16 protein-coding genes and 1 pseudogene are annotated in these 20,280 nt (G+C 41.8%); 4 read left to right on the top strand and 13 right to left on the bottom strand.

The window, feature by feature from the left end:
- The first annotated feature begins 137 nt into the window (after positions 1–137).
- Entirely contained in the window at positions 138–1,043 is a 906-nt protein-coding gene (gene hslO, locus HWQ23_RS06680; protein WP_292825351.1) for an Hsp33 family molecular chaperone HslO, read from the top strand.
- Between the two features lie 153 nt (positions 1,044–1,196).
- A complete protein-coding gene (locus HWQ23_RS06675) occupies positions 1,197–3,281 on the top strand; it encodes a chromosome segregation ATPase (RefSeq protein ID WP_292825348.1) in 2,085 nt (694 codons plus the stop codon).
- Positions 3,282–3,519: 238 nt separating this feature from the next.
- Here the strand turns inward: HWQ23_RS06675 and HWQ23_RS06670 are convergent, their stop codons facing one another.
- The 8 genes and pseudogenes from HWQ23_RS06670 to HWQ23_RS06635 all read right to left on the bottom strand — a co-directional run bounded on the left by HWQ23_RS06670 (position 3,520) and on the right by HWQ23_RS06635 (position 12,277).
- Positions 3,520–4,398 carry an NAD(P)-dependent oxidoreductase gene (locus HWQ23_RS06670; protein WP_292825345.1) on the bottom strand — a complete coding sequence of 293 codons (879 nt, stop codon included), beginning with the start codon at positions 4,396–4,398 and terminating at the stop codon, positions 3,520–3,522.
- A gap of 488 nt (positions 4,399–4,886) precedes the next feature.
- Positions 4,887–6,119, bottom strand: coding sequence for a class I SAM-dependent methyltransferase (locus HWQ23_RS06665; RefSeq protein ID WP_292825342.1), 1,233 nt, complete (start codon positions 6,117–6,119; stop codon positions 4,887–4,889).
- Between the two features lie 103 nt (positions 6,120–6,222).
- The gene (locus HWQ23_RS06660) at positions 6,223–6,408 is read right to left on the bottom strand and encodes a hypothetical protein (RefSeq protein WP_292825340.1); all 186 of its coding nucleotides are present in this window, start codon (positions 6,406–6,408) and stop codon (positions 6,223–6,225) included.
- A gap of 149 nt (positions 6,409–6,557) precedes the next feature.
- Positions 6,558–6,766: pseudogene (locus tag HWQ23_RS33605) on the bottom strand (ATP-binding protein); the annotation flags it as partial.
- Between the two features lie 268 nt (positions 6,767–7,034).
- Positions 7,035–7,424: a VOC family protein gene (locus HWQ23_RS06650; RefSeq protein WP_292825335.1), complete on the bottom strand. Its 390-nt coding sequence runs from the start codon at positions 7,422–7,424 to the stop codon at positions 7,035–7,037.
- Between the two features lie 91 nt (positions 7,425–7,515).
- Positions 7,516–8,052, bottom strand: coding sequence for a GAF domain-containing protein (locus tag HWQ23_RS06645; protein ID WP_292825332.1), 537 nt, complete (start codon positions 8,050–8,052; stop codon positions 7,516–7,518).
- Between the two features lie 195 nt (positions 8,053–8,247).
- The gene (locus HWQ23_RS06640; protein ID WP_292825329.1) at positions 8,248–11,766 is read right to left on the bottom strand and encodes an Eco57I restriction-modification methylase domain-containing protein; all 3,519 of its coding nucleotides are present in this window, start codon (positions 11,764–11,766) and stop codon (positions 8,248–8,250) included.
- A gap of 337 nt (positions 11,767–12,103) precedes the next feature.
- A complete protein-coding gene (locus HWQ23_RS06635; protein ID WP_292825326.1) occupies positions 12,104–12,277 on the bottom strand; it encodes a hypothetical protein in 174 nt (57 codons plus the stop codon).
- Between HWQ23_RS06635 and HWQ23_RS06630 the strand changes: the two genes are divergently transcribed.
- Entirely contained in the window at positions 12,270–12,464 is a 195-nt protein-coding gene (locus HWQ23_RS06630; RefSeq protein ID WP_292825323.1) for a hypothetical protein, read from the top strand. The two genes, HWQ23_RS06635 and HWQ23_RS06630, sit on opposite strands and share 8 nt — an antisense overlap.
- Before the next feature lie 241 nt (positions 12,465–12,705).
- Here HWQ23_RS06630 and HWQ23_RS06625 read toward each other — a convergent pair whose 3' ends face one another.
- The 3 genes from HWQ23_RS06625 to HWQ23_RS06615 form a co-directional block, all read right to left on the bottom strand.
- Positions 12,706–12,867, bottom strand: a complete 162-nt coding sequence (locus tag HWQ23_RS06625) for a hypothetical protein (protein ID WP_292825320.1) — start codon at positions 12,865–12,867, stop codon at positions 12,706–12,708.
- A 57-nt stretch (positions 12,868–12,924) separates the two neighbouring features.
- Positions 12,925–16,359, bottom strand: a complete 3,435-nt coding sequence (locus HWQ23_RS06620) for a helicase-related protein (RefSeq protein ID WP_292825317.1) — start codon at positions 16,357–16,359, stop codon at positions 12,925–12,927.
- 526 nt (positions 16,360–16,885) lie between these two features.
- Positions 16,886–18,070, bottom strand: coding sequence for an NAD(P)H-quinone oxidoreductase subunit H (locus tag HWQ23_RS06615; RefSeq protein ID WP_292825314.1), 1,185 nt, complete (start codon positions 18,068–18,070; stop codon positions 16,886–16,888).
- Between the two features lie 340 nt (positions 18,071–18,410).
- Between HWQ23_RS06615 and rsmH the strand changes: the two genes are divergently transcribed.
- A complete protein-coding gene (rsmH, locus tag HWQ23_RS06610) occupies positions 18,411–19,298 on the top strand; it encodes a 16S rRNA (cytosine(1402)-N(4))-methyltransferase RsmH (RefSeq protein ID WP_292825311.1) in 888 nt (295 codons plus the stop codon).
- A gap of 13 nt (positions 19,299–19,311) precedes the next feature.
- Here rsmH and HWQ23_RS06605 read toward each other — a convergent pair whose 3' ends face one another.
- Both HWQ23_RS06605 and HWQ23_RS33600 read right to left on the bottom strand, forming a co-directional pair.
- The gene (locus tag HWQ23_RS06605; protein ID WP_292825308.1) at positions 19,312–19,536 is read right to left on the bottom strand and encodes a DUF6887 family protein; all 225 of its coding nucleotides are present in this window, start codon (positions 19,534–19,536) and stop codon (positions 19,312–19,314) included.
- A gap of 26 nt (positions 19,537–19,562) precedes the next feature.
- Complete coding sequence (locus HWQ23_RS33600) at positions 19,563–19,709, bottom strand: DUF6888 family protein (protein WP_375466649.1); 147 nt, start codon at positions 19,707–19,709, stop codon at positions 19,563–19,565.
- Positions 19,710–20,280 lie beyond the last annotated feature (571 nt).

Raw genomic sequence — 20,280 nt, 5'->3', positions numbered from 1 at the left:
TATCCGATTACCTAAAGGTGAGACATCGCTATTTCTAATATTGCAAATACAATCACTGATTATTACCGCGTCACTTTTCTGGCAGCAGAGAACTTAGAATAGAAAAAGTGAACTTGTTAAGAAATGTAAGGTTATTCATGGCGGATCAGTTAATTCGTGCAACAGCAGCCGAAGGTGGAATTCGTGCCATAGGTGTGATCACCACACGTTTAACAGAAGAAGCACGGGGACGCCATAAGCTTTCCTATGTGGCAACGGCAGCACTAGGTCGGACTATGGCGGCAGGCTTGTTAATGGCTTCTAGTATGAAGCGAACTGGGTCGAGGGTAAATGTCCGAGTCAAGGGCGATGGGCCTTTGGGTGGCATATTAGTAGATGCAGGCTTAGATGGTACGGTACGCGGATATGTCGGGAATCCATCTGTGGAATTGCCTCCCAATGCCAAAGGTAAGCTAGACGTTGGTGGTGCGGTGGGTGGCGGCTACCTCTACGTTGTGCGAGATATCGGTTATGGTTATCCCTACTCTAGTACTGTTGAACTAGTTTCTGGAGAAATTGGGGATGATGTGGCTCATTATCTGGTAAATTCCGAACAAACACCTTCAGCTTTAGTTTTAGGTGTGTTCGTAGGAGCAGGTGGAGTAACTGCGGCTGGAGGGTTACTGGTACAAATATTACCCAAAGCTGCCAGAGACGAAGCCCTAGTAGAAACGTTGGAATCACGGGTAGCTGGCCTAGCAGGATTTACGCCATTGTTGCAAGCTGGGAAGTCATTGACTGAAATCTTTGGCGACCTGTTGGGAGACATGGGGCTGTCAATCTTTCCCGAACGGCAAATGCTGCGCTTCCACTGTGGTTGTTCTTTCGATCGCGTTTTGGGGGCACTGAAGATTTTGGGAGAAGCCGAACTGGAAGATATGATTATTAAAGATGATGGCGCTGAAGCAACTTGCGAGTTTTGCGGCACTGTTTACCAGGCAAATAGCGATCAGTTAGCTCAACTCATTGCCGATTTGCAAGCTGAATCTACTGTTTCAGAATAAAGTATAAAACAGCACTAATTTTTGAGATTAATAATGGTATTCTGTGGAGAGAGATAATCAAAAAGTAGCTTTTTAATCACGAGAAAGTTACTATGTCAACAATGAAATTATCAATCTAAAACAGAGCGCTATTCAATTATTTTGGTGTGAGAGATGACAGAGCGGGATATTCCAGACAGTTGGTCTTCAGCCAGTGGAAGAGAGCCAGATCAAAACACAAGATTATCCCGAACAGAAGAATTCGGTGAAACTCAACCATTTGGTGTTCCAGCTACTGGTTCTACCTCCAAGTCAGTGAAGCGGCGAAAAAAAAACGATACCGATCGCAAAGCGTCTCGTAGAGAAGGATTACATATAAATAGCGATTCAGAAGAAACTGCCCAACTAAGTAGAAGTTCTGGGAAATGGCCACGCTGGATGAAAAGCTGGACGTTGTGGCTAGTACTGCTAATGTTAATTCCCGGCAGTGTAGGAGTCCTGGCAATGGCAATGCTGCTGAAGTTGCCAGCTGCCCCTAATTGCCCATCGATTTTCTGGCCGCTAGCTAGTGCTTCTGTGCGGCTACATTGCGCTCAGTTGGCGGCTTCTAAGGAGACAGTGAACGACCTATTGCAAGCGATCGCTCTGGTGAAGCAACTACCACAAAATCACCCGTTGCATGGAGAAATTGATCGTTTCATAGAAGAATGGTCACGGGATATTTTGAAGCTAGCTGATCAAAGTTTCCAAACAGGGAATTTAGATGAAGCGATCGCTACTGCTGAGAAAATACCCCAAGACGTGGCAGCTTATAAATTAGTCGATGAGCAAATTGGCAAATGGCAGTCGATTTGGTCAAAGGCAGAAGCTACATACAACGGTGCGATCGCCGAAGTGCGAGAACGGCGCTGGCAATCGGCATTCATGTTATCCGCGAAAATGCTGCGCGTAGACAATCAATACTGGGCGGGTACTAAATACGACCAATTGAATCGTCTAATTGCGACAGCGCGGGAAGATGGCGATAAGTTAGGAAAAGCTGAAAACTTAGCAAGTAGCAAAGTAGTCGATAATTTACTAGAAGCGATCAAGCTAGCCGAGTCGATTGGGCAGGAAAGTTACCTTTACCAAAAAGCTCAGTCAGCGATTCCCGCATTTGGACGCAAAATGCTGGAATTGGCAGAGGCAAAACTAGACAAGCGGGATGCGGATGAGGCGCTGAATATTGCCAGACAAATACCGGAAAGTGCAAAAATACAAGCCGAAATAGATGACTTTATCGCCATAGCTGATGCGAAAAGGAGTGCTTGGATAGGTAATGTTTCTGGTTTAGAGGCAGCGATCGCCCAAGCACAACAAATTGATCCTTCCAGACCAGTGTATAACGAAGCACAGCAACTCATTGCTCGTTGGCAGGTGGAAATTGAAGATGTTGCGAATCTGGAAAAAGCGAGAATATTGGCTAGTCAGGGAACAGTCCCTAATTTAACAGCAGCGATCGCCCAAGTGGATCTCATCCCTGCTAGTAATCCCAGAGGCACAGAAGCTAGGCAAGAGAGCGATCGCTGGCGTGCCCAAGTGGAGACAATTGAAGACCAACCTTACTTAGACCGCGCTGACCAGATAGCCGTATTTGAGGATATTAACTCCTTGCAAGCTGCGATCGCTCAGGCCAGCGAAATCCGTAAAGGTCGTGCATTATATCCAGAAGCACGGAAAAAAATTCGCACTTGGATAGGAAAGATTCAGCGAATTCAAGACCAGCCCTACTTAGATCAGGCACAAGAACTGGCTCAAAGTGGAAATCTCACCGCCGCCATTGGGGTAGCTCAACAAATTGCCTCGTCGGGAAGGGCGCTTTCTGGGGAAGCACAAGCTGCGATAAATGACTGGGAAGGGCAAATCCGCACCACAGAAAACTGGAAAAAAGCACAGGAAGTGGGCGCGGCTGGTACGCCAGAAGCCTTAGTTGAGGCAATACGGCTGGCAAATCGAGTTTCAGACAGTAGCATCTTACGTATGGATGCGAATCAGGCTATTGACCAGTGGAGTCAGCAATTGTTAGAAATAGCACGCTCTCAAGGTCAGTCTGATATGGCCAGAGGGATTGACATTGCCAAATCGATTCCACGCGGTAGTGCTGCTTACAGTGCGGCGCGAGAGCAAATTAAGGCTTGGGAAGAATTTCTCAATCCGCAACCGCAGCCTCAGCTTGAGTCTCCACAATTGCCACCATCAACTACTATTAATGGACAGTAATATCCTTATTAAGGATTCAGTCAACTTAACGTTAAAAGGGCGGTTAGAAACCGCCTCTATACAGGCAAAACCCGCCTTTCCTGCGAAACGCCAAGGGCGAACGCGGGTTAAAAACCTTAATGTTCTCTTAGCCCACGCAGGTGGGCTTTGTTTGTATAGCCGCGTACTCCTACGGAGAAGCAAGCTACGCGTCAGCGTGCCGGAGGCTCTATTCTATTCGCCCAGGCTCTACGAAAATTTATTCCCCGATCGCTTCTCCCCATTCTTTAATTACAGAAAATAGTGATGAGTAATCATCATCAGCAAATGACATTTTCACGGCTGTCTGCAAGATTTGCCGCACTCCTTTAATACTGCTGAGATCCAAATTCTGAGATTTCGCTTCCGAGATAAACAATTCTGTATCTTTAAGCAAGTGTTTTGTGGGGAAATTGGGATCAGCATAATTGCCATCCAACATCCGTTGTAGCTTTTTGTCAAAAGTAGGTGCGTAGAGTGAACTGTCGCGCAATATTTGCATAAACACATCCACATCGACACCCTGACGCTGGACAAAAGCTAGACTCAGAGCAAAGCTAGTTGTTAAAGAAGCTATTAGTTGATTTAGTGCCAATTTCAGCGCCGCCGCAGATCCCACTCGCCCGATAAGTAAAGGTTCTGTCCCAAAATTTTGGAGTAACTTGAAGTGGCGTTCATATTGTTCTGGTTCGGCGCCTACCATAACGCTCAACTTGCCAGCTTTTGCTTCCGGGATACTTCCTAATACGGGTGCTTCTAAATATTCACCACCACCTGCAACAACTGCATCTCTAATTTCCTGGCTTTCTGTGGGAGTAATTGTTCCCATTTGGATGATCGTGCGCCCTTCTAGAGTTTGCCAAGCAGTATCTGAAAGCAACACATTATAAATAGCGGAGGCATTAGTAAGCATGAGGATTACACACTCAGCAGCACGAATGGCGTGGCGCGGATGTGTAGCAATTTCAGCCCCAGCTGCTTGTAGTGGCGCTAATTTTTCTGGGGTGCGATTGTAGGCAACTAGCTGTATATCTGCGGCTAATAACCTTTGAGCCATTGGTAGTCCCATCAGTCCAGTTCCCAGAAATGCCACCTTCATTTTTCATGTTCCTTTGGTACAGCGTCAAACAATTTTGGATTTTGGATTTTGGATTTTGGATTGAAGAAAAGAGCAATCAAGCCACTAGCTGTGTCATTTAATTTTAGATTTTGGATTTTAGAATTATTCCACGTAGCTTCCTTCTGGCGGAGCGAGTATAAATTCAGGCTTAACTCTTGGAGGCGCTGCGCGAACAGACCATCGTGGACATCGCGATCGCATTGTTTGATTCAAATTAATAAAGGAAGTAGTTATTTAAGATTTAAGATGCGATCGCAAATCCCAGTTTCTCTACTCCCTACTCCCTAACTCTGGCAATCAACCACCAGCAGCAAAAGTCGCCATAATTATCACTGAAAGTAAAATACCTGGAGTAAGTAAGGTTACTAGCATTAAAAGGTCGTGAGTGTTCATAATTATTACTTTTGTAGTGTGTTTAACTTTACAGTAATCACTGTGATGCTATTTTAACTTTTCTTTTTTTACGTTTACTCTGGCAGAGTCAATCCTTTTAGTGGTTGAGAAATTTCTCTCTTGTCCAAACCTTTGCTTTGAACTAGGACTCCAAAACCACCTAGTCCTGTGGGATCTATAAGTTGGTGTAGTGCCTCCCGCCGCTTTAGTACCTGTGAGAGGGATTGCTGTTGATCACGAAGGGCAGCAATGCGTTCGCCTAACCCCAACGCCATCAAAAATAATCCCTGCTGAATAAAACCAACATTCCTTAAATTGTACTTCTCGCCCCAGCGTTCCAAAGCCGTAAAGTCAACATGGGCAGTAATATCTTGTCTTCCAATATTGATATAGGGGTTGTCATGGAAACGGTGATGATAATAACACTGTAGCGTTCCTTGCGATCGCCTGGGATTATAGTAACGACTTGCGGGGTAGCCATAATCAATTGTTAACACATAGCCGCGCTGCAAGCGGTCTGCTACTATACTCAACCAGTCTAAAGCAGCCAAATTAATTTCACTGCGATAGCCATCTGGATATGCACTTTGAGCAAAGTTGATTCCCAGTAAATTCAAATACTCAGCTAGTTGGGGCGTTGAAGGTTCTCCTGTAACTTCTACAAATGCAAAATTTGACCTCTCCCCCAACCCCTCCCCGATGCGGGGAGGGGAGAAAGATTCACCCTTAGTTTCTTGGGAAGGAGGTTGGATTGTCACATAAATTTCTCGCAGTTCTCCCGTTTCTAGAATGAATTGATGCACGGGGAAAGCATCTACTAACTCATTAGAAAAAAAGCAGCCTGCGATCGCATTCGGTGGTATATCCTCTAGATTGCACCAACGCACAGGTAAATCTTGCAAGCGTTGCTGCTGTTCTTGTCTTAAAGTTGGGGACTTTTCAACAATGATGTACTCCAGCGCCCTAAAAAAATCTGGGTAGCGTAGCTGATGATATTTGAGGATATGCAATGCCAGCAATCCTTGACCTGCTCCCATTTCTACCAAAGAAAAGGGTACAGGTTTTCCTAAAATCTCCCACATTTGCAAAAATTGTTCTGCTAGTAACTCGCCAAAGTCAGCACAGAGGTTTGGAGAGGTAAAAAAATCACCACCTTGAAAGCCAATTTTGACTGCATCGCTGGAATAGTAGCCGTGTTCAGGGTGGTATAATACCATATCCATGAATTGGGCGAAAGTAATTCGTTGTTGAGGAGTGGTGGTAATCTGATGAGCGATCGCTGCACACAATGCTGGATTTGAATCCATAAAATTTGATATTGGGGAGTACAGATAATAAATGCTTGCCAGCAGCACAATCAATTTAACCGAAGTGTAAAAATTTAAACCTGTCGTTTAGTGCAGCTATTTGTTAGTGCGGAAGTTTACTTTTATATAAAATAAAGACGCTATTCTGCTCCCTATCTTGAGGCTCGGTAATTTCAAATAAGCCAGAAGCCTTTAAAATACCTTTTAGTGTCTTAATTCCATATTTATTAGGCATACACTCAGGGCCTTGACTCTTAATAAATTTTTCCGCTCTTGCCAGCAAAGTCATATCACCTATTTTATCTGTGTTTGTTTTTTCGTCCTATTTTTCTTAGGACTTCATTCACCAACTCGCGATACTCACTTTTCATTGTCGTGTTAGCCTGCGGGTCGCAGTAAGCGGATAAACCTTTATAAATAACCTCTAAAAGCAAAAATTTACACCATGATTTCAATGAAGAATTCTGTACCCTCACCCAGAACAGACTAAAACTCAATTTTCCGCAGTGGGTTTCTTCGACAATCTGACGAGCGATCGCTAATCCTAATCCTGTTCCTTTACCAACGGCTTTAGTGGTAAACAAATGATCAAAAAGCTTTTGTTTGACTTCTTCATTCATCCCCTTACCATTATCTTTAATATTAATAAGTAGGTAAGTGGAAATATTTATAACTATGTTAAGAAATTTAAATTGTAGGGTGCGTTAATTTATATTTGTTTACTTAGACTAATTTCTTTATTAAGGAAGTCTAAAAATTAAATTACTTCTGCCTGCTGAAAAATAGTTTATTAGGTATTGATTTTTGCCCAAGCGATCGCGATCGCTTGGGCAATCAATTGTGTCCAACGCCAAATTAAACTATAAAAGCTTCTTTCAGCAGCAACTACTAAGTACAAGTAAGACAACTTGCAACTTAGGCACTCACCAACGACACCAGCACGCCATTGGGATCGCGGACACGAGCAATAGTTTGTCCCCCAGGATGGGTTTTAGGGGCATCTAGTGTTTTTGCGCCTGCCCCGATTGCTCTCATATAAGCGCTACCAACATCAGGAGTGATAAATGATATCTGGATTAATGCTGGTGATTGTGTGGCATCGTTGGCATGGAAGCCGCCAGGAAATAACTTCTGCGCTTCGTTACTGGAGGAAAAAGCTAGTGTAGTGCTTCCGGTTTCGATTTCCGCCCAGATAGATTGCCCCTTATCTAACAGAGTGCGACGAACTAGACCAAAAGCTTTTTCGTAAAACTCAACCGTCTTAACTACATCCTCTACCCAAATGACCGTGTAACCAAATTTCACAATTTTTTCTCCTTATATAAAAATCAAATTGAGTATTTCCAACCCACGAAGGTGGGTTTTGCTTGTGTAGACGCGGTTTCTAACCGCCCTTTTAACTCTCCAGAATGTTACGATCTGTTGCGAGAGTTTGTGCCCCTGTTTGCATCATTTCTATATCTAATGGCGACCAATGATGAGGACTTTGGCAGTGATGTGCTACTAGCAATCCCCATAATCCTCTCTTAATCAAAATTGGTACAACTAGGTTGGCGCGAACCTGCATATTGCGGAGAAAATCGCGGTGGCAAGGCTGGATTGGCTCTAATTGAATATCAGCGATCGCTCTTACCCGTCCTCCTAAGTATAAACCAGCATACTCGTTGTTAAAACAATCATCTGGGCCAGTGGAACCAAGTATTGAGAATTCTTTAGAACTCAAAGATTCAAAAGTCACCTGTCCTTGCCACTGCCCGTAAAAATAATACAACACCACGCGATCAACCTGAAGCGATTCTCTGAGTTGATTAGTTGTTTGCCGGACTAACTGATCGCGCTGCATTGTTTTAACAAGGCGATCGAGCAAATTTTGCAAACCCTGTTCACGGCGATCGCGGCTATGGTGAAATTCTGAGTCAGAATGAATTTGCACAGTTATATTATAATTACGACTAAGTAAATGCTGCCGGATTTATATAGTAATTTATTAGACCTTATATAAACACATTCTTGCATTTATACCAACAATTCATTTTAACCTAACCCCGTCCTAACAAACATCCCTCTCCTTACTAAGGAGAGGGACAGGTTTTGCGTAGCATAACCAGGGTGAGGTTTTCTTCCGCGATTAGATAGATGCTAATATTTCTGAATCTCCAAACATTGGCGCAAAGCTACGGAAAGCTGACAATGCTGCTTCTTTAACAGTTGCATTCACAATCGGAAATGTAGTGAGGATGTAGCTAAACTCATCTTCAGTTAAACCGTAAAGGTGTGCTATCATCCCATCAAGTTCAGCGCGTAACTTAGCGCGTTCTGTTTCATCGGTAACGCCTTGTTGATGGGAAACTAGACCGACTTCTTGCGCGAGTTCATCAAATTCTGGTGTCGTGCAGATGAGTTTGGCAGCGCGTTGTACAATATCGTTGAAGTAGCGATCGTTTTTTGTTAAACGTGGGACGGGTAACTGGTAAAGATAAAAAGAATTAAGATTCGTAGTCATACGTGAGCGAAGAGTATAGTCAACTACGAAGGTATTTAGTAATGAAGAAAGAACGAGTAACTCCGAATTTGATATTCTTAAATCGTTATATCTATCTGTATTGTGATGGAAAGGAAAATTTACTGTAAGCGAGTTACCAGCAAATGACCAAGCTGGAATTACAGTAGATATTAACGTTCTTTCATTGGTGTTGGAAGCTATTTTGCGTATTGCCAGTCTATAAACCTCATAATCATTTTTTAAATCTTCGGTAACTTTCCCATTAAATCCTATTCTTTTCGCACGTTTATGCAAAAATACTTCTCTTAAATCTGATTCTTTAATCCAGTAATGAGGTTTATCATAGTCATGCTTAAAATGCCAAATCATTCCTCCTTCATATAAGGCATACTTAGTTGCTGATTGCTGAAAATACTTTTTTGAGCGAGTCATGTGAAGCTCTTCACCGTAAAGCTCAAGTCCCCAACCCAAGTGAGAATCAGAGAGCAATGGATAACTCAGTAACTTTTCAGTAATGTCTAAATCTTCTCTACTCCTAAATTCCATTATTGACATAGAATCAGGTGAGAAACGGCGTACTAATTCAACACTGATAGAGAAGCTTTCATCATTGGGAAAGTTTTGCAGTTCCTGCACATCATGGCGCATGAATGACGCTGGAAATTCTTCAGTTTTACTACCCTTCTCAAATGTGAGGACAACAAACTTAAAACTACGATGAACTCCTTCAAAGATTTCTTTACGGTTTTCAAAGCAGAATAATCCAGATATTTGAGTTTGATTAAATAACATTTCCCGTAGTTTTTTTGCTCCTAAGTCGGTGTAGATACCACTAGGAACAACGATGCCACACTCACCACCTGGACTTAATAAATTAAAGCACTGCTCCAAAAATATTTTATAAAGGTTAATATCAGTGCCTACTTTTTTACCGTTTATAATAGGGACTTGATTTTTATACTGTTCAGATAAACGGTAATAATCACTGATGTAAGGAAACTGTTTTTGATAATCTAGCCAAGCCGCAGCAATTTCTAAGTCTTTAAGAAGTTTTTCTTGTTCCTGCTCAAAAGCATGAATGTCCATCTTCTTCTTTGTGACTAAATCGTTGTAATGGGCAAAGAATTCTTTTGCATTCGGCTTAAATACTTCCCAAGGTGGATTCGTGATAATTGCATCAAAACCGCCGCGTTCTAAAACCTTGTCAAAATGATAACCCCAGTGAAAGGGCTTCAAAGCTGCAATATCCTCAACCTTCAAAACCCGCTTCAGTGATTTTCCAGTTAACTGAACTTCCTCATACTTGATACCCAAACGCTTACTAAACTCATCCAACAGCAAAACATTTAACTTTTCTTGCGATTTGTTGTTGAGTTCCTCAATATTTGTGCGGATGTGTATCAATCGAATCTCTTGAGGAGTATCTGTATCGGGTAATTCTTTAGATAAAAAAGCGTGTTTTTTGTACAGTTCAACAGATTTATTCTTTTCTTCCAGAATTTTCTGATATTTATCTGCGGCTAAAGACTGTAATAGATTTCCTTGTAGTGAATTTCCCACAGCATCAAAAGCAGTATCATCAACTTTAATCAATCCAATTAACGAATTACCCGCCATAATATTAAAATCAATATTAGGTAAAGGCTCTAACTCTTCCACATCGTGAGCCGAAGAAACCAAAGCTAAGAAAAGACGTAATTTAGCAATTTCTGTTGCTTCCGCCATGATATCTATACCATAGAGGTTATCAGAAACAATCCGCTTCTTGATAAAATAAAGTACTGATGGATGAGAACTTTGGATATCTTCAAGCGTCTTTTTCAGAGAGCAATTACCCATCAATTGAATTGTCCCAATTACCGCACTATAAACTTGGATTAGCGTCTTCATCGCCGCCACAAGAAAAGCACCCGAACCGCAAGCTGGGTCAAGAATTGATAAATTAGGAAGAATATCTTCCATTAGCAGATGACAAACATTTGTATCCAACTTGATGAGAAGTTCATTGATATCCTCAAATGGCTTATACTTATCAGATAGCGTATCATTTACGCGGTCTACAATTAACTTGTGAATAGTTCTGTCACAAAGATATTCTGTAATCTGCGGTCTAGTATAATATGCTCCAAAAGCCTTTTGATTAATGTATTTTTCAAAAATATATCCTAAAACATCGGGATTTATCTCATCATCTTTCCCTTCCGGCGTATCATCCAGATTCCAAGAATAACGCTCAAATAAATCTAGAACTTGTTCAAACGCCTCATCAACTATAGAAATATCATATTTATCTTCAATATGATGTTTGAGAAATAGACCACCATTCAGATATTTAACCTTTCCTACCAATTCCTGTACAGATAAATCGCGGTCAATCTCAGGTTTAGCAAAGCTTTCAAAAAACAAAGCCTTGAGAAATTCACTATAAAAATAATTATCACCTTTTTGCTTACTTAACTCCAGCTTATTTTGAAGATAATTTAAATCCTTATTATCAATAAAACCCTTACGTTGGAGAAAATAAACAAACATCAGGCGATTGAGAATTACCGATGTATACCAACGTCTATCTGTCTCATTATCAATTCCTTGAACAAACAGCAAAAACTTCTGGTGTTGCTCTTGAAATTCCTTATAAAACTTCTTAGTGACTGGCTCAACATCAAACCCACGTTGTAGTTTATAAGCAATTTCGACAACAGTCGGTTCCCCATGTTCTAATTCAGTAATATCAATGACTAAAGAACCAAGCTTGCTTAAAAATAAATCTCCGGGTTGACCTTTCACATATAAATGGTCACGAACAAAGCTTTTACTTCCTTCTCGTTTCACCCAATACCAAAGACTACGCGTGCGTTCTTGGGTAATAAAGATTAAGAGATTTTCAGCTATGAGTTTAGTAATTTCTTTGTGAATATCAACTCTAGCTTTAGCGTCTGGTATTTTCCCATCTTTTGCGGTGATTTCAAAGATTGCAACACCTGAAAGTTCAGCAATTTTCTGGTATAGATATGACTTATTCTCAATCTTTAAGGTGACAGGTTTTTGTCTGGAAGGTTTAGACCAACCTAATTCTTCTATAAACAAATCACTAAATTGAAAGTTATAGAGTAAATCGCGTGTTCGTTGAAAATTAAGTGACATAATTTACCTTAAATAGCTTGGGGAAAAACAAGCATGGTAAACTAGCCACTCAGAAAAGAAATCTGTGGCTCTAAAAATAAAATCCACCAGCGCGGACTTTAAAATACCCTATTTATACGAGTTAAATTTTTAACCATGCTCTTGATACCTTTATAAATCCTTTATCTTTGATTAAGGTTGAGTAATATTACCCAAAGTTATTGATTTATTTCAGCGCTGACTTTATTTGTGCAGCCACAATTTTTAATCGTCACGTATATTTGCTGATTACTTTATCAAAACAGCCTCATTGCTTTATAAAAATACCTAATTACTTTCTCAAAATACTTAAATGCTTTCACAAAACAAGCTTTTGCTTATTCAAAAGAAGCTTTTGCTTGCTCATTTTAGTGTTTTCCGCAAGCAAAACAAGCTTTTGCTTATTCAAAAGAAGCTTTTGCTTGCTCATTTTAGTGTTTTCCGCAAGCAAAACAAGCTTTTGCTTATTCAAAAGAAGCTTTTGCTTGCTCATTTTAGTGTTTTCCGCAAGCAAAACAAGCTTTTACTACTCAAAAGAAGCTTTTGCTTATTCAAAACAAGCTTTTGCTTACTCATTTTGGTGTTTTCTGCAAGCAAAACAAGCTTTTACTTACTCAAAAGAAGCTTTTGCTTTCTCATTTGAGTATTTTACGCAAGTAAAATCAGTAAAAAAATTGTAGGTTGGGTGGAGGCTTTGCGTAACCCAACATCCTGATATATGTTGGGTTGCGCTCCGCTCACCCAACCTACTATATCTGAGACGCTCCCGAATCTATTTCTATTTATCTCGTTCCCAGCCTCCGACTGGGAATGCCTGATTAGAGGCTCTGCCTCCAATCAGAAATTGAGTCAGAGACTCAATGAATGCGTTCCCAGTCGGAGACTGGGAACGAGTATTCTGACTTCTGAATTCTTCTTCAACTATTTCACCATTAACCAACTAAATATATCTGCTGGCGTAATTTCCCAATCTGCTAATACATTAAGAACAGTCAATTTATCATGATTATATTTTACTTCTGGCAACTTATGCAGAGCCTCAAAATAGGCATTCCCAGTCGGAGACTGGGAACGAGGTATCATCGTTCAAAACAAGGATTATTAGGACTAAAGTCCTTACTACAAACTTTAATTTACGAATTAGGAACCCTCGAATAATCCCAAAGAACAAATAATCTCAGGTTCTCGCTTCTCCATTTCTTCAGTCACAATACACAAACGGTCATCTATCCGTAGCGACACGACTAACTCAGCCAACTGCTGATTATTAACCCCGCTTCTCAGTTGACGATTCAGAGTATCAATGGCTGACTGTCGCAAAGGATAACGGTAAATTTCATCAATTGCTTTTAAAAGTTCTTCACTAACAAATAGTGTTCCCTTCATATCTTCAACATAACCCTTCAGCCGTTCATAAGTGCGGAACCTTGCACCTGATGGTCGCCCCAATTGACCGCCGGCATTTTTCTCTTCTTCAGCAATCAATTCAGCGCCCTTTTTCACTAACTCGTGATGCTGTTTGTCTCTGGGTATCGCTGGGGTAGATTCTTCACATGCCGCCACCCGAAGAACTGTTAATTGTGATTGAGTAACGCTATTTCCATCGCGGTCAACATAAATCAAAGAATCATTTCCCTCAGTGGTTTTCATATAAAGCAATACCCCCTCCGGTTGCACAGGTTGAGAAGTATGGGCGCGAGTAGAATAAACCACATTTTGCATTTCTTCAATCGTCTTTTTCAAGCCGGGATTACCATCAGTGGCTTTTTTCCAGATTTGAAATGCTTCAGATGTCAAGTCAACTTCTGTATCTTCTTCACCATCTAAAACTCCAGATTTCTCGTTGTAGAGGTCAAGAATTACCCGTGCATCATCATCTTCAAAAAAAGCTTCATCAGTTCCTACCACTTCCGCATTTTCTTGCAATCGTTTGCGGAGTCGTCCCCGCAAATTAATAATCCGTTCTACTCCCTCGGCTGGTAAAAAAGAATAACAAAGAATTTGGTCAGCATTTTGTCCAATGCGGTCTACCCTTCCGGCGCGTTGAATTAAACGAATAATCGCCCAAGGTAAATCCCAATTGACGATAATTGCACAGTCTTGCAAATTATGACCTTCACTCAAAACATCGGTAGCTATTAAAATACGCAACTCATCTGATGATGAAATTTGCTCACGTTTTCCATTACTCACAGGGCTAAATCTTCCCGTCATTACTGTCGGGTCTTTAGATTGACCTGTCACCCCAGCTACATTAGTAATATGACTCGACTGCAAATTATCTGCAAGGTAGCGGACTGTATCGGCAAACTGTGTGAAAATTAGTACTTTATCTTTAGGATGAGTTTTTGTTAGCAGTTTAATTAAAGCAGCAAGTTTTTCATCTGCTTGAGGATTCCACTCGCCACAGTCTTGCAACACGTTAATCAGTGCTTTGGCATCCTCTAACAAATCCCGTTTCAGTTTTTTAATATCAAAAAGTGTAGAACGCAACCACTTAAATCGTCGTTGATATCGGCTTGTATATTCTTGGTAAATTGACTCTGCTCTTTGACGAAAAACTTTCTCTGTTTTAGATGCCTTGTCATCGTCGTTAAAAAAAGCAGTTTCTTCTCCTTCCTCTGTCTCTACTTGCAGCAAAGTAGTAGAATCATCTTCTTCCGTTTCAGTATCAAACAAAGCTGCTGCCACAGAATCAGCATCTTCATCATTATTCCTTGTATCTAATAACTCAGCATCCTGAGTTCCAATCGGAATATCAAGCCCCTGCTCTAAGGCATATAAATAAATGAAGTTCCGTAAAATGTGGCGTTGAATTGATTGGATAAAAACAACACCACTACTTTCTAAACGTTTAAACAAATTAGTGCGAGAAAAACCCATTAACCTCCTACCACCACGAAATAAGCTATTAATAAAGCGTTGCTCGGTGTCTGTAGCGGGTTGTTTGGGTTTAGCAATAACGTAATTTCCTAGCCCATAACGAGGTAAATTAAGTTGATTAATTACTTCGACTACTAACTCTGAGTAAAGATGAGAATAAAAGTCAGTGTTAGAACCTTGTAAAGGAAACTTGAGACTCCGAGGTACGCGCTGGGGAAAATAAGAATGTCTGCCATCAGAAAATTCTAAATATTTCCGCCCTGTTTCATCTGTATGGGCATAATTATCTTTAATAAAAGAGCGAGTGCGCCGCACCATGTAACGCTTCATCAATTCTCGCCAGTCATCAGGATGTTCACTTTTCTCAAAGGCAGCTAAGGAACGCACAGAACATTGATGCTTTCTAATAAACTCTAATTCTCCGATAGAACTGCCACCAAGTTGATTAATTAAAGCTTCTGGCCTTAACCCTAAATCTTCGTCTTCTGGCACAAATAGCCGCAGTTGGGCTGAAAGGTCAAGATAACTTTTATTGTAAGGAGTAGCAGATAATAAAATACATTTGCTTTCGTTAGCAGCAATATATTCTGTAATCGCTCGATAACGTTTACCTTCGCGGTTACGTAAGTTGTGACTTTCATCAATTAACACAACTCGGTAACGGCGGAGTTTTGGTAGCTTATTTTGTACTTGACTAATGGACATAACTTCGGCAAGTAGCCGATAATTATTTACATATTCTTGCCACATTGGCACCAAGTTTTTCGGGCAAAGAATCAATGTTTCTAAATAACAATCTTCTTGTAATATCTTAGCTAGGGCGGTTCCAACTAAAGTTTTACCCAAACCAACCACATCGCCCACTAACACGCCACCACGCCTAGTTACATGACGCGCTGCTAGCTGCACGGCGGCTTTTTGGAAGTCAAACAAATTGTTAAATTCGCGGGGTATACGAAATTCTGAAAGTCCAGCGATCGCTTCATGGGATAAGTGGTAAGCTATCTTCAGGTAGATGTAGTAAGGTGAAACTAACTCAACTCTTGCCCAACTCTGATCAATAATCTCTGCTAGTTCTTGAGATATATCTACACAACCGTAATCTTGCCAGCGATCGCTAAACCATTTTTGCAGTTTATTGCAAGCATCGTGATCTAAAATATCAACATTTAACTCCCCTTGTTTCGCCAATCCTGGAAGAGTTAAATTACTACTACCCAAAAATCCCACAGTTGGAGTATTGGGATCATTACGATGCACAAGATATAACTTGGCGTGGAGGGCGTGACGGAGAAACAGTTTAATAATTAGTTTCTGACTTTTTAGCTGATGACTTAACCGCCGCAACCCCGCTTCATCCTGATTAGTCGGCGCACCGATAGTCAACTGCTTGCGAAATTCCGAAGCCATGCGTTTTTTAAACCGCACAATGCTACTGTTATCAATCCGTCCATCAACACTACCAAGGCTAAATGCCGCATGAACTTCATCACTGGGTAAGCTTTGCATCCCGATTAGCAAACGGCAACAAGCCTTTTCACTACCAACATACTGTTCGATTAAATCATCAATTCTTCGCCAACCTCTAAGGTTGAAGTAGCCAACGCAAAAATCTGCCCGATAAGAGACTTTGAGAGTTTCTCGTAAAATCGGTAGCAGTTGTAAATCAATGTTGTCAAAAATCCGGGGCATTATTTAAAACTCTTAAAAACAGAGCATTTATAAATATTTCGTACCTATGTTATAGCGTTTCTCATTTGAATGAGATACACGGGTAGGGGCGCACAGCTAGCTGTGCGTCCCTACTGGCTTCTTCTTACCCACATTTTTGTAATATAGGACTTACGCACGAGTTAGGGACTGACAAATAAAAAAATACTCAACTACTTCTTGTGGGGTGGGCGACACGAGAGCCTTAAGCCAGAGGCGGGCAAGATGCCCACCCCACAAGATTGGGTAATTTATTTGTTGTCAGTCCCTTAGTCCTCTTGAGAGGACTTTAGCTATTAGCCTTGGAATTTATTCCCAGGCGGGATGGCAACGAAGCGGAAGATTTATAAAGATGTTGCTAATAACAAGTTTCAAAAGAAAGGTTAGGAAGGAAAAAGCCTTAACCCAAACGTATTGTGATAAAATCAGCAGTTTTACCCAATCCTAAAAAAATAGAGCAGTTGCACTGTAATACAACTGCTCTAAAAAATACTTAGATAGATATTATCTACCTATCCACAGACCCCATGATGATGTCAATGCTGCCGAGGATGACCACAACATCTGCAACCTTCATTCCGCGCAGTAAATGTGGGAGAATTTGGAGGTTGTTGAAGTCGGCTGCGCGAATCTTCCAACGAAAGGGGAAGACATTATCATCGCCAACCAAATAAATTCCCAATTCACCTTTGCCACTTTCTACACGAGAGTAGATTTCACCCTTGGGAATCTTGAAAGTAGGGGAAACTTTTTTGCCGATGAATTGATAATCAAATGCGTCCCATTCTGATTTTTTACCTGCGGCTAAACGTTTAGCTTCCAGATTTTCGTAAGGGCCGCCAGGAAGTCCTTTAATTGCTTGGCGAATAATCTTCACAGATTCGCGCATTTCCCGCATCCGTACCACGTAACGGGCAAAGCAATCACCGGCGGTTTCCCACTGCACGTCCCAGTCGAAATCGTCATAGCATTCGTAATGGTCAACTTTCCGCAAATCCCATTGCACGCCAGATGCGCGTAACATTGGCCCAGAAAGTCCCCAGTTAATTGCTTCTTCACGGGTGATAGTACCAATACCCTCAATACGTCGCCGGAAGATGGGGTTATCGGTTACTAAGCGTTCGTACTCATCAATTTTGGGTATTAAGTAGTCGCAGAATTCCGTACACTTATCTACCCAACCGTAAGGCAAATCGGCTGCTACTCCACCAACGCGGAAGTAATTGTTATTCACCATCCGATAACCTGTGGCGGCTTCCCACAAATCATAAATCATCTCCCGTTCCCGGAACTGGTAGAAGAAGGGAGTTTGAGCGCCCACGTCAGCGAGGAAGGGGCCAAACCACAGCAAGTGGTTAGCGATACGGTTCAACTCCAGCATGATGACGCGGATGTAGCTAGCGCGTTTGGGGATAGCGACACCTGCAAGCTTTTCTGGGGCGTTGACAGTAACGGCTTCGTTGAACATTCCCGCAGCGTAGTCCCAGCGACTGACGTAGGGAACGTACATAACATTAGTACGGTTCTCGGCGATTTTTTCCATTCCCCGGTGTAGGTAGCCGATAACCGGTTCACAGTCAACCACATCCTCGCCATCCAGGGTGACAATTAGCCGCAGAACCCCGTGCATTGAGGGGTGTTGTGGCCCCATGTTTAGCAGCATTGGTTCAGTGCGGGTTTCTAGTCTGGTCATAGATTTTGTGTTCTCCTGTTGTGTTCGTGTAGCGTGCCAAAGGCAAAATTTGGAATTGAACCGCCCAGATGCCAACCAGACCCAATTTATCTTGTTTGTGAAGCCAAACTAAGGACTGTAGTAATCTGTTAAGGGTATCGATGGTCAGACGCGGTGACAGGGAAGCGTCAGCCGTAACCCGTCAATTTCAACTGGGCAGATTATTAGGGGCAATACTTTTAGGGGAAGCTACCTTGAGAGCGTCTACATGTATTGCCCATACAGGGGTATGTTGGAGAGGGGGTGACAGAGGAGGGATTTTACTTGATGTTTCATTTTGTTGCACTTCTTCAATTATTATATGGAAGCTGGATATCAGGGACTTGAAGCGCAGAATTTTTCCCATATTCCCGTTTTGGGTCGGGAAGTAATTGAGGGTTTGACGGTACGTCCAGGCGGGCATTATTTAGATGTGACGGTAGGCGGTGGTGGTCACAGTCGCTTGATTTTAGAAGCTGGATTGGATGTGCGGGTAACGGCGATTGACCAAGATGAAGATGCTTTAGCAGCAGCGCAGAAGAATTTAGCTGAATATAGCGATCGCGTACAATTTATTCATAGCAACTTTGCTGCCTACGAGTTTACCCCTAACACTTTCGATGGTATCCTCGCCGATTTGGGAGTAAGTTCTTACCATTTAGATCAGGCAGAACGGGGTTTCAGCTTTCGCCAATCCGCGAATTTAGATATGCGAATGGATCGAGGGCGATCGCTAACTGCTGCCGATGTGATTAATAATTGGGATGAAGCGGATTTAGCAGACATTTTCTTTAAGTACGGTGAGGAGAGATTATCGCGGCGCATTGCTAGACGCATTGTGGAACGGCGTCCTTTGCACACAACTGTTGAGTTGGCAGAAGCGATCGCTTCTTCAGTTCCCCCTAAATACCGTTATGGTAGAATTCACCCCGCTACCCGTGTTTTTCAAGCTCTGCGAATTGTCGTTAACGATGAGTTAAAATCCCTCGAAACCTTTCTAGATAAAGCACCAAATGCCCTTGTCCCTGGTGGCAGAATTGCGATTATCAGTTTTCACAGTTTAGAAGACCGTCCGGTGAAGCATGGTTTAAGAAATTCACCTTTATTAAAGGTCTTGACAAAAAAGCCGATTATTGCATCAGAAGAGGAAATTGCTAATAATCCGCGATCGCGATCGGCCAAACTGAGGATAGCCCAAAAGGTGCTGTAACTACAATCCAGCCTTAAACTGCTCCATCTCGTGGCTCAGAACTGCTGCGAATACGCTCAATGAACTTAGGATAATTTTCTAAATCCTGTTCTGGCTGTAACGCTGGCATTTCAATCCAATTACCTTCGATATGTAGCTTATCCACATAAGCGTAGAAGGCTTCCTGATCTTCCCGATGAGCAAGAACGTAATCATGTAACTCTTTCTGACTCATTGCATGAAAATTAGGCTTGCTCATCCTATGTATCTCCATTTACCGTTAGGCTATATCTCTACGATATTTTCCTCACCTGCTAATAAAAATAGATTTTTTGTCCGTTCATCCATACGAACGATATTAATAGGCAAGTAAAGCTTAGTAAACCAGCAGCACAATATGTAGCACTGTGTTTTTTGTTCTGGTGTAGGAATAATCTAAACTCCTTAACATTTGTTAAAGTTACTGCTAAAAAGAAATTCTCAATAACCTGCGATCGCGATCGGCCAAACTGAGGATAGCCCAAAGAGTATTCTAACCCGCAGATCCCCGACTTCTTTAAAGAAGTCGGGGATCTTGTTTTTCACGAATGATTCAGGATTGCTATAAAACAACGATCTGTTAATCTAGCGTTGTTGGAGAGGTGAACTACTCCGCCGTAAGACGGACGGAGCTTCCCAATTCATTGGGAATAGCCAAGAGAACTCCGTAGTTCTAGTTGGTCTGACATTCCCTCCAAGGGCAGGAGTCCTGGTTCCCAAGACCCAAATCTTTCTCTTGCAACATATACCTATTAGCTTGGTTTTCGCTTATGGCATTGATGGTCAATATCAAATAATTCTATCAGAAAATCTTGGGGATTCGTCATCCATAAGCGTATTGTTTTTGCTGACGCAAAAAAACAATACGCCTATGCCCTACTCACCCCCCGCTCCCTATACCTACCATTAGAGTACATTGAAGGTGGGGAGTGCGATTCGTTCAGCCTAAATCCATAAGGAGGGA

The organism is Nostoc sp. JL33 (genome assembly GCF_017114985.1).
GTDB lineage: Bacteria > Cyanobacteriota > Cyanobacteriia > Cyanobacteriales > Nostocaceae > Nostoc.
The sequence above is the reverse complement of the archived record's forward strand: the minus strand, read 5'-3'. Positions and strand labels throughout refer to the sequence as shown.

Excerpts from the sequence above, each read along its gene's own strand:
- hslO (WP_292825351.1), top strand. The coding sequence starts at position 138 with ATGGCGGATCAGTTAATTCGTGCAACAGCAGCCGAAGGTGGAATTCGT.
- HWQ23_RS06675 (WP_292825348.1), top strand. The coding sequence starts at position 1,197 with ATGACAGAGCGGGATATTCCAGACAGTTGGTCTTCAGCCAGTGGAAGA.
- HWQ23_RS06670 (WP_292825345.1), bottom strand. The coding sequence starts at position 4,398 with ATGAAGGTGGCATTTCTGGGAACTGGACTGATGGGACTACCAATGGCT.
- HWQ23_RS06665 (WP_292825342.1), bottom strand. The coding sequence starts at position 6,119 with ATGGATTCAAATCCAGCATTGTGTGCAGCGATCGCTCATCAGATTACC.
- HWQ23_RS06660 (WP_292825340.1), bottom strand. The coding sequence starts at position 6,408 with ATGACTTTGCTGGCAAGAGCGGAAAAATTTATTAAGAGTCAAGGCCCT.
- HWQ23_RS06640 (WP_292825329.1), bottom strand. The coding sequence starts at position 11,766 with ATGTCACTTAATTTTCAACGAACACGCGATTTACTCTATAACTTTCAA.
- HWQ23_RS06635 (WP_292825326.1), bottom strand. The coding sequence starts at position 12,277 with ATGAGCAAGCAAAAGCTTCTTTTGAATAAGCAAAAGCTTGTTTTGCTT.
- HWQ23_RS06625 (WP_292825320.1), bottom strand. The coding sequence starts at position 12,867 with ATGATACCTCGTTCCCAGTCTCCGACTGGGAATGCCTATTTTGAGGCT.
- HWQ23_RS06620 (WP_292825317.1), bottom strand. The coding sequence starts at position 16,359 with ATGCCCCGGATTTTTGACAACATTGATTTACAACTGCTACCGATTTTA.
- HWQ23_RS06615 (WP_292825314.1), bottom strand. The coding sequence starts at position 18,070 with ATGACCAGACTAGAAACCCGCACTGAACCAATGCTGCTAAACATGGGG.
- rsmH (WP_292825311.1), top strand. The coding sequence starts at position 18,411 with ATGGAAGCTGGATATCAGGGACTTGAAGCGCAGAATTTTTCCCATATT.
- HWQ23_RS06605 (WP_292825308.1), bottom strand. The coding sequence starts at position 19,536 with ATGAGCAAGCCTAATTTTCATGCAATGAGTCAGAAAGAGTTACATGAT.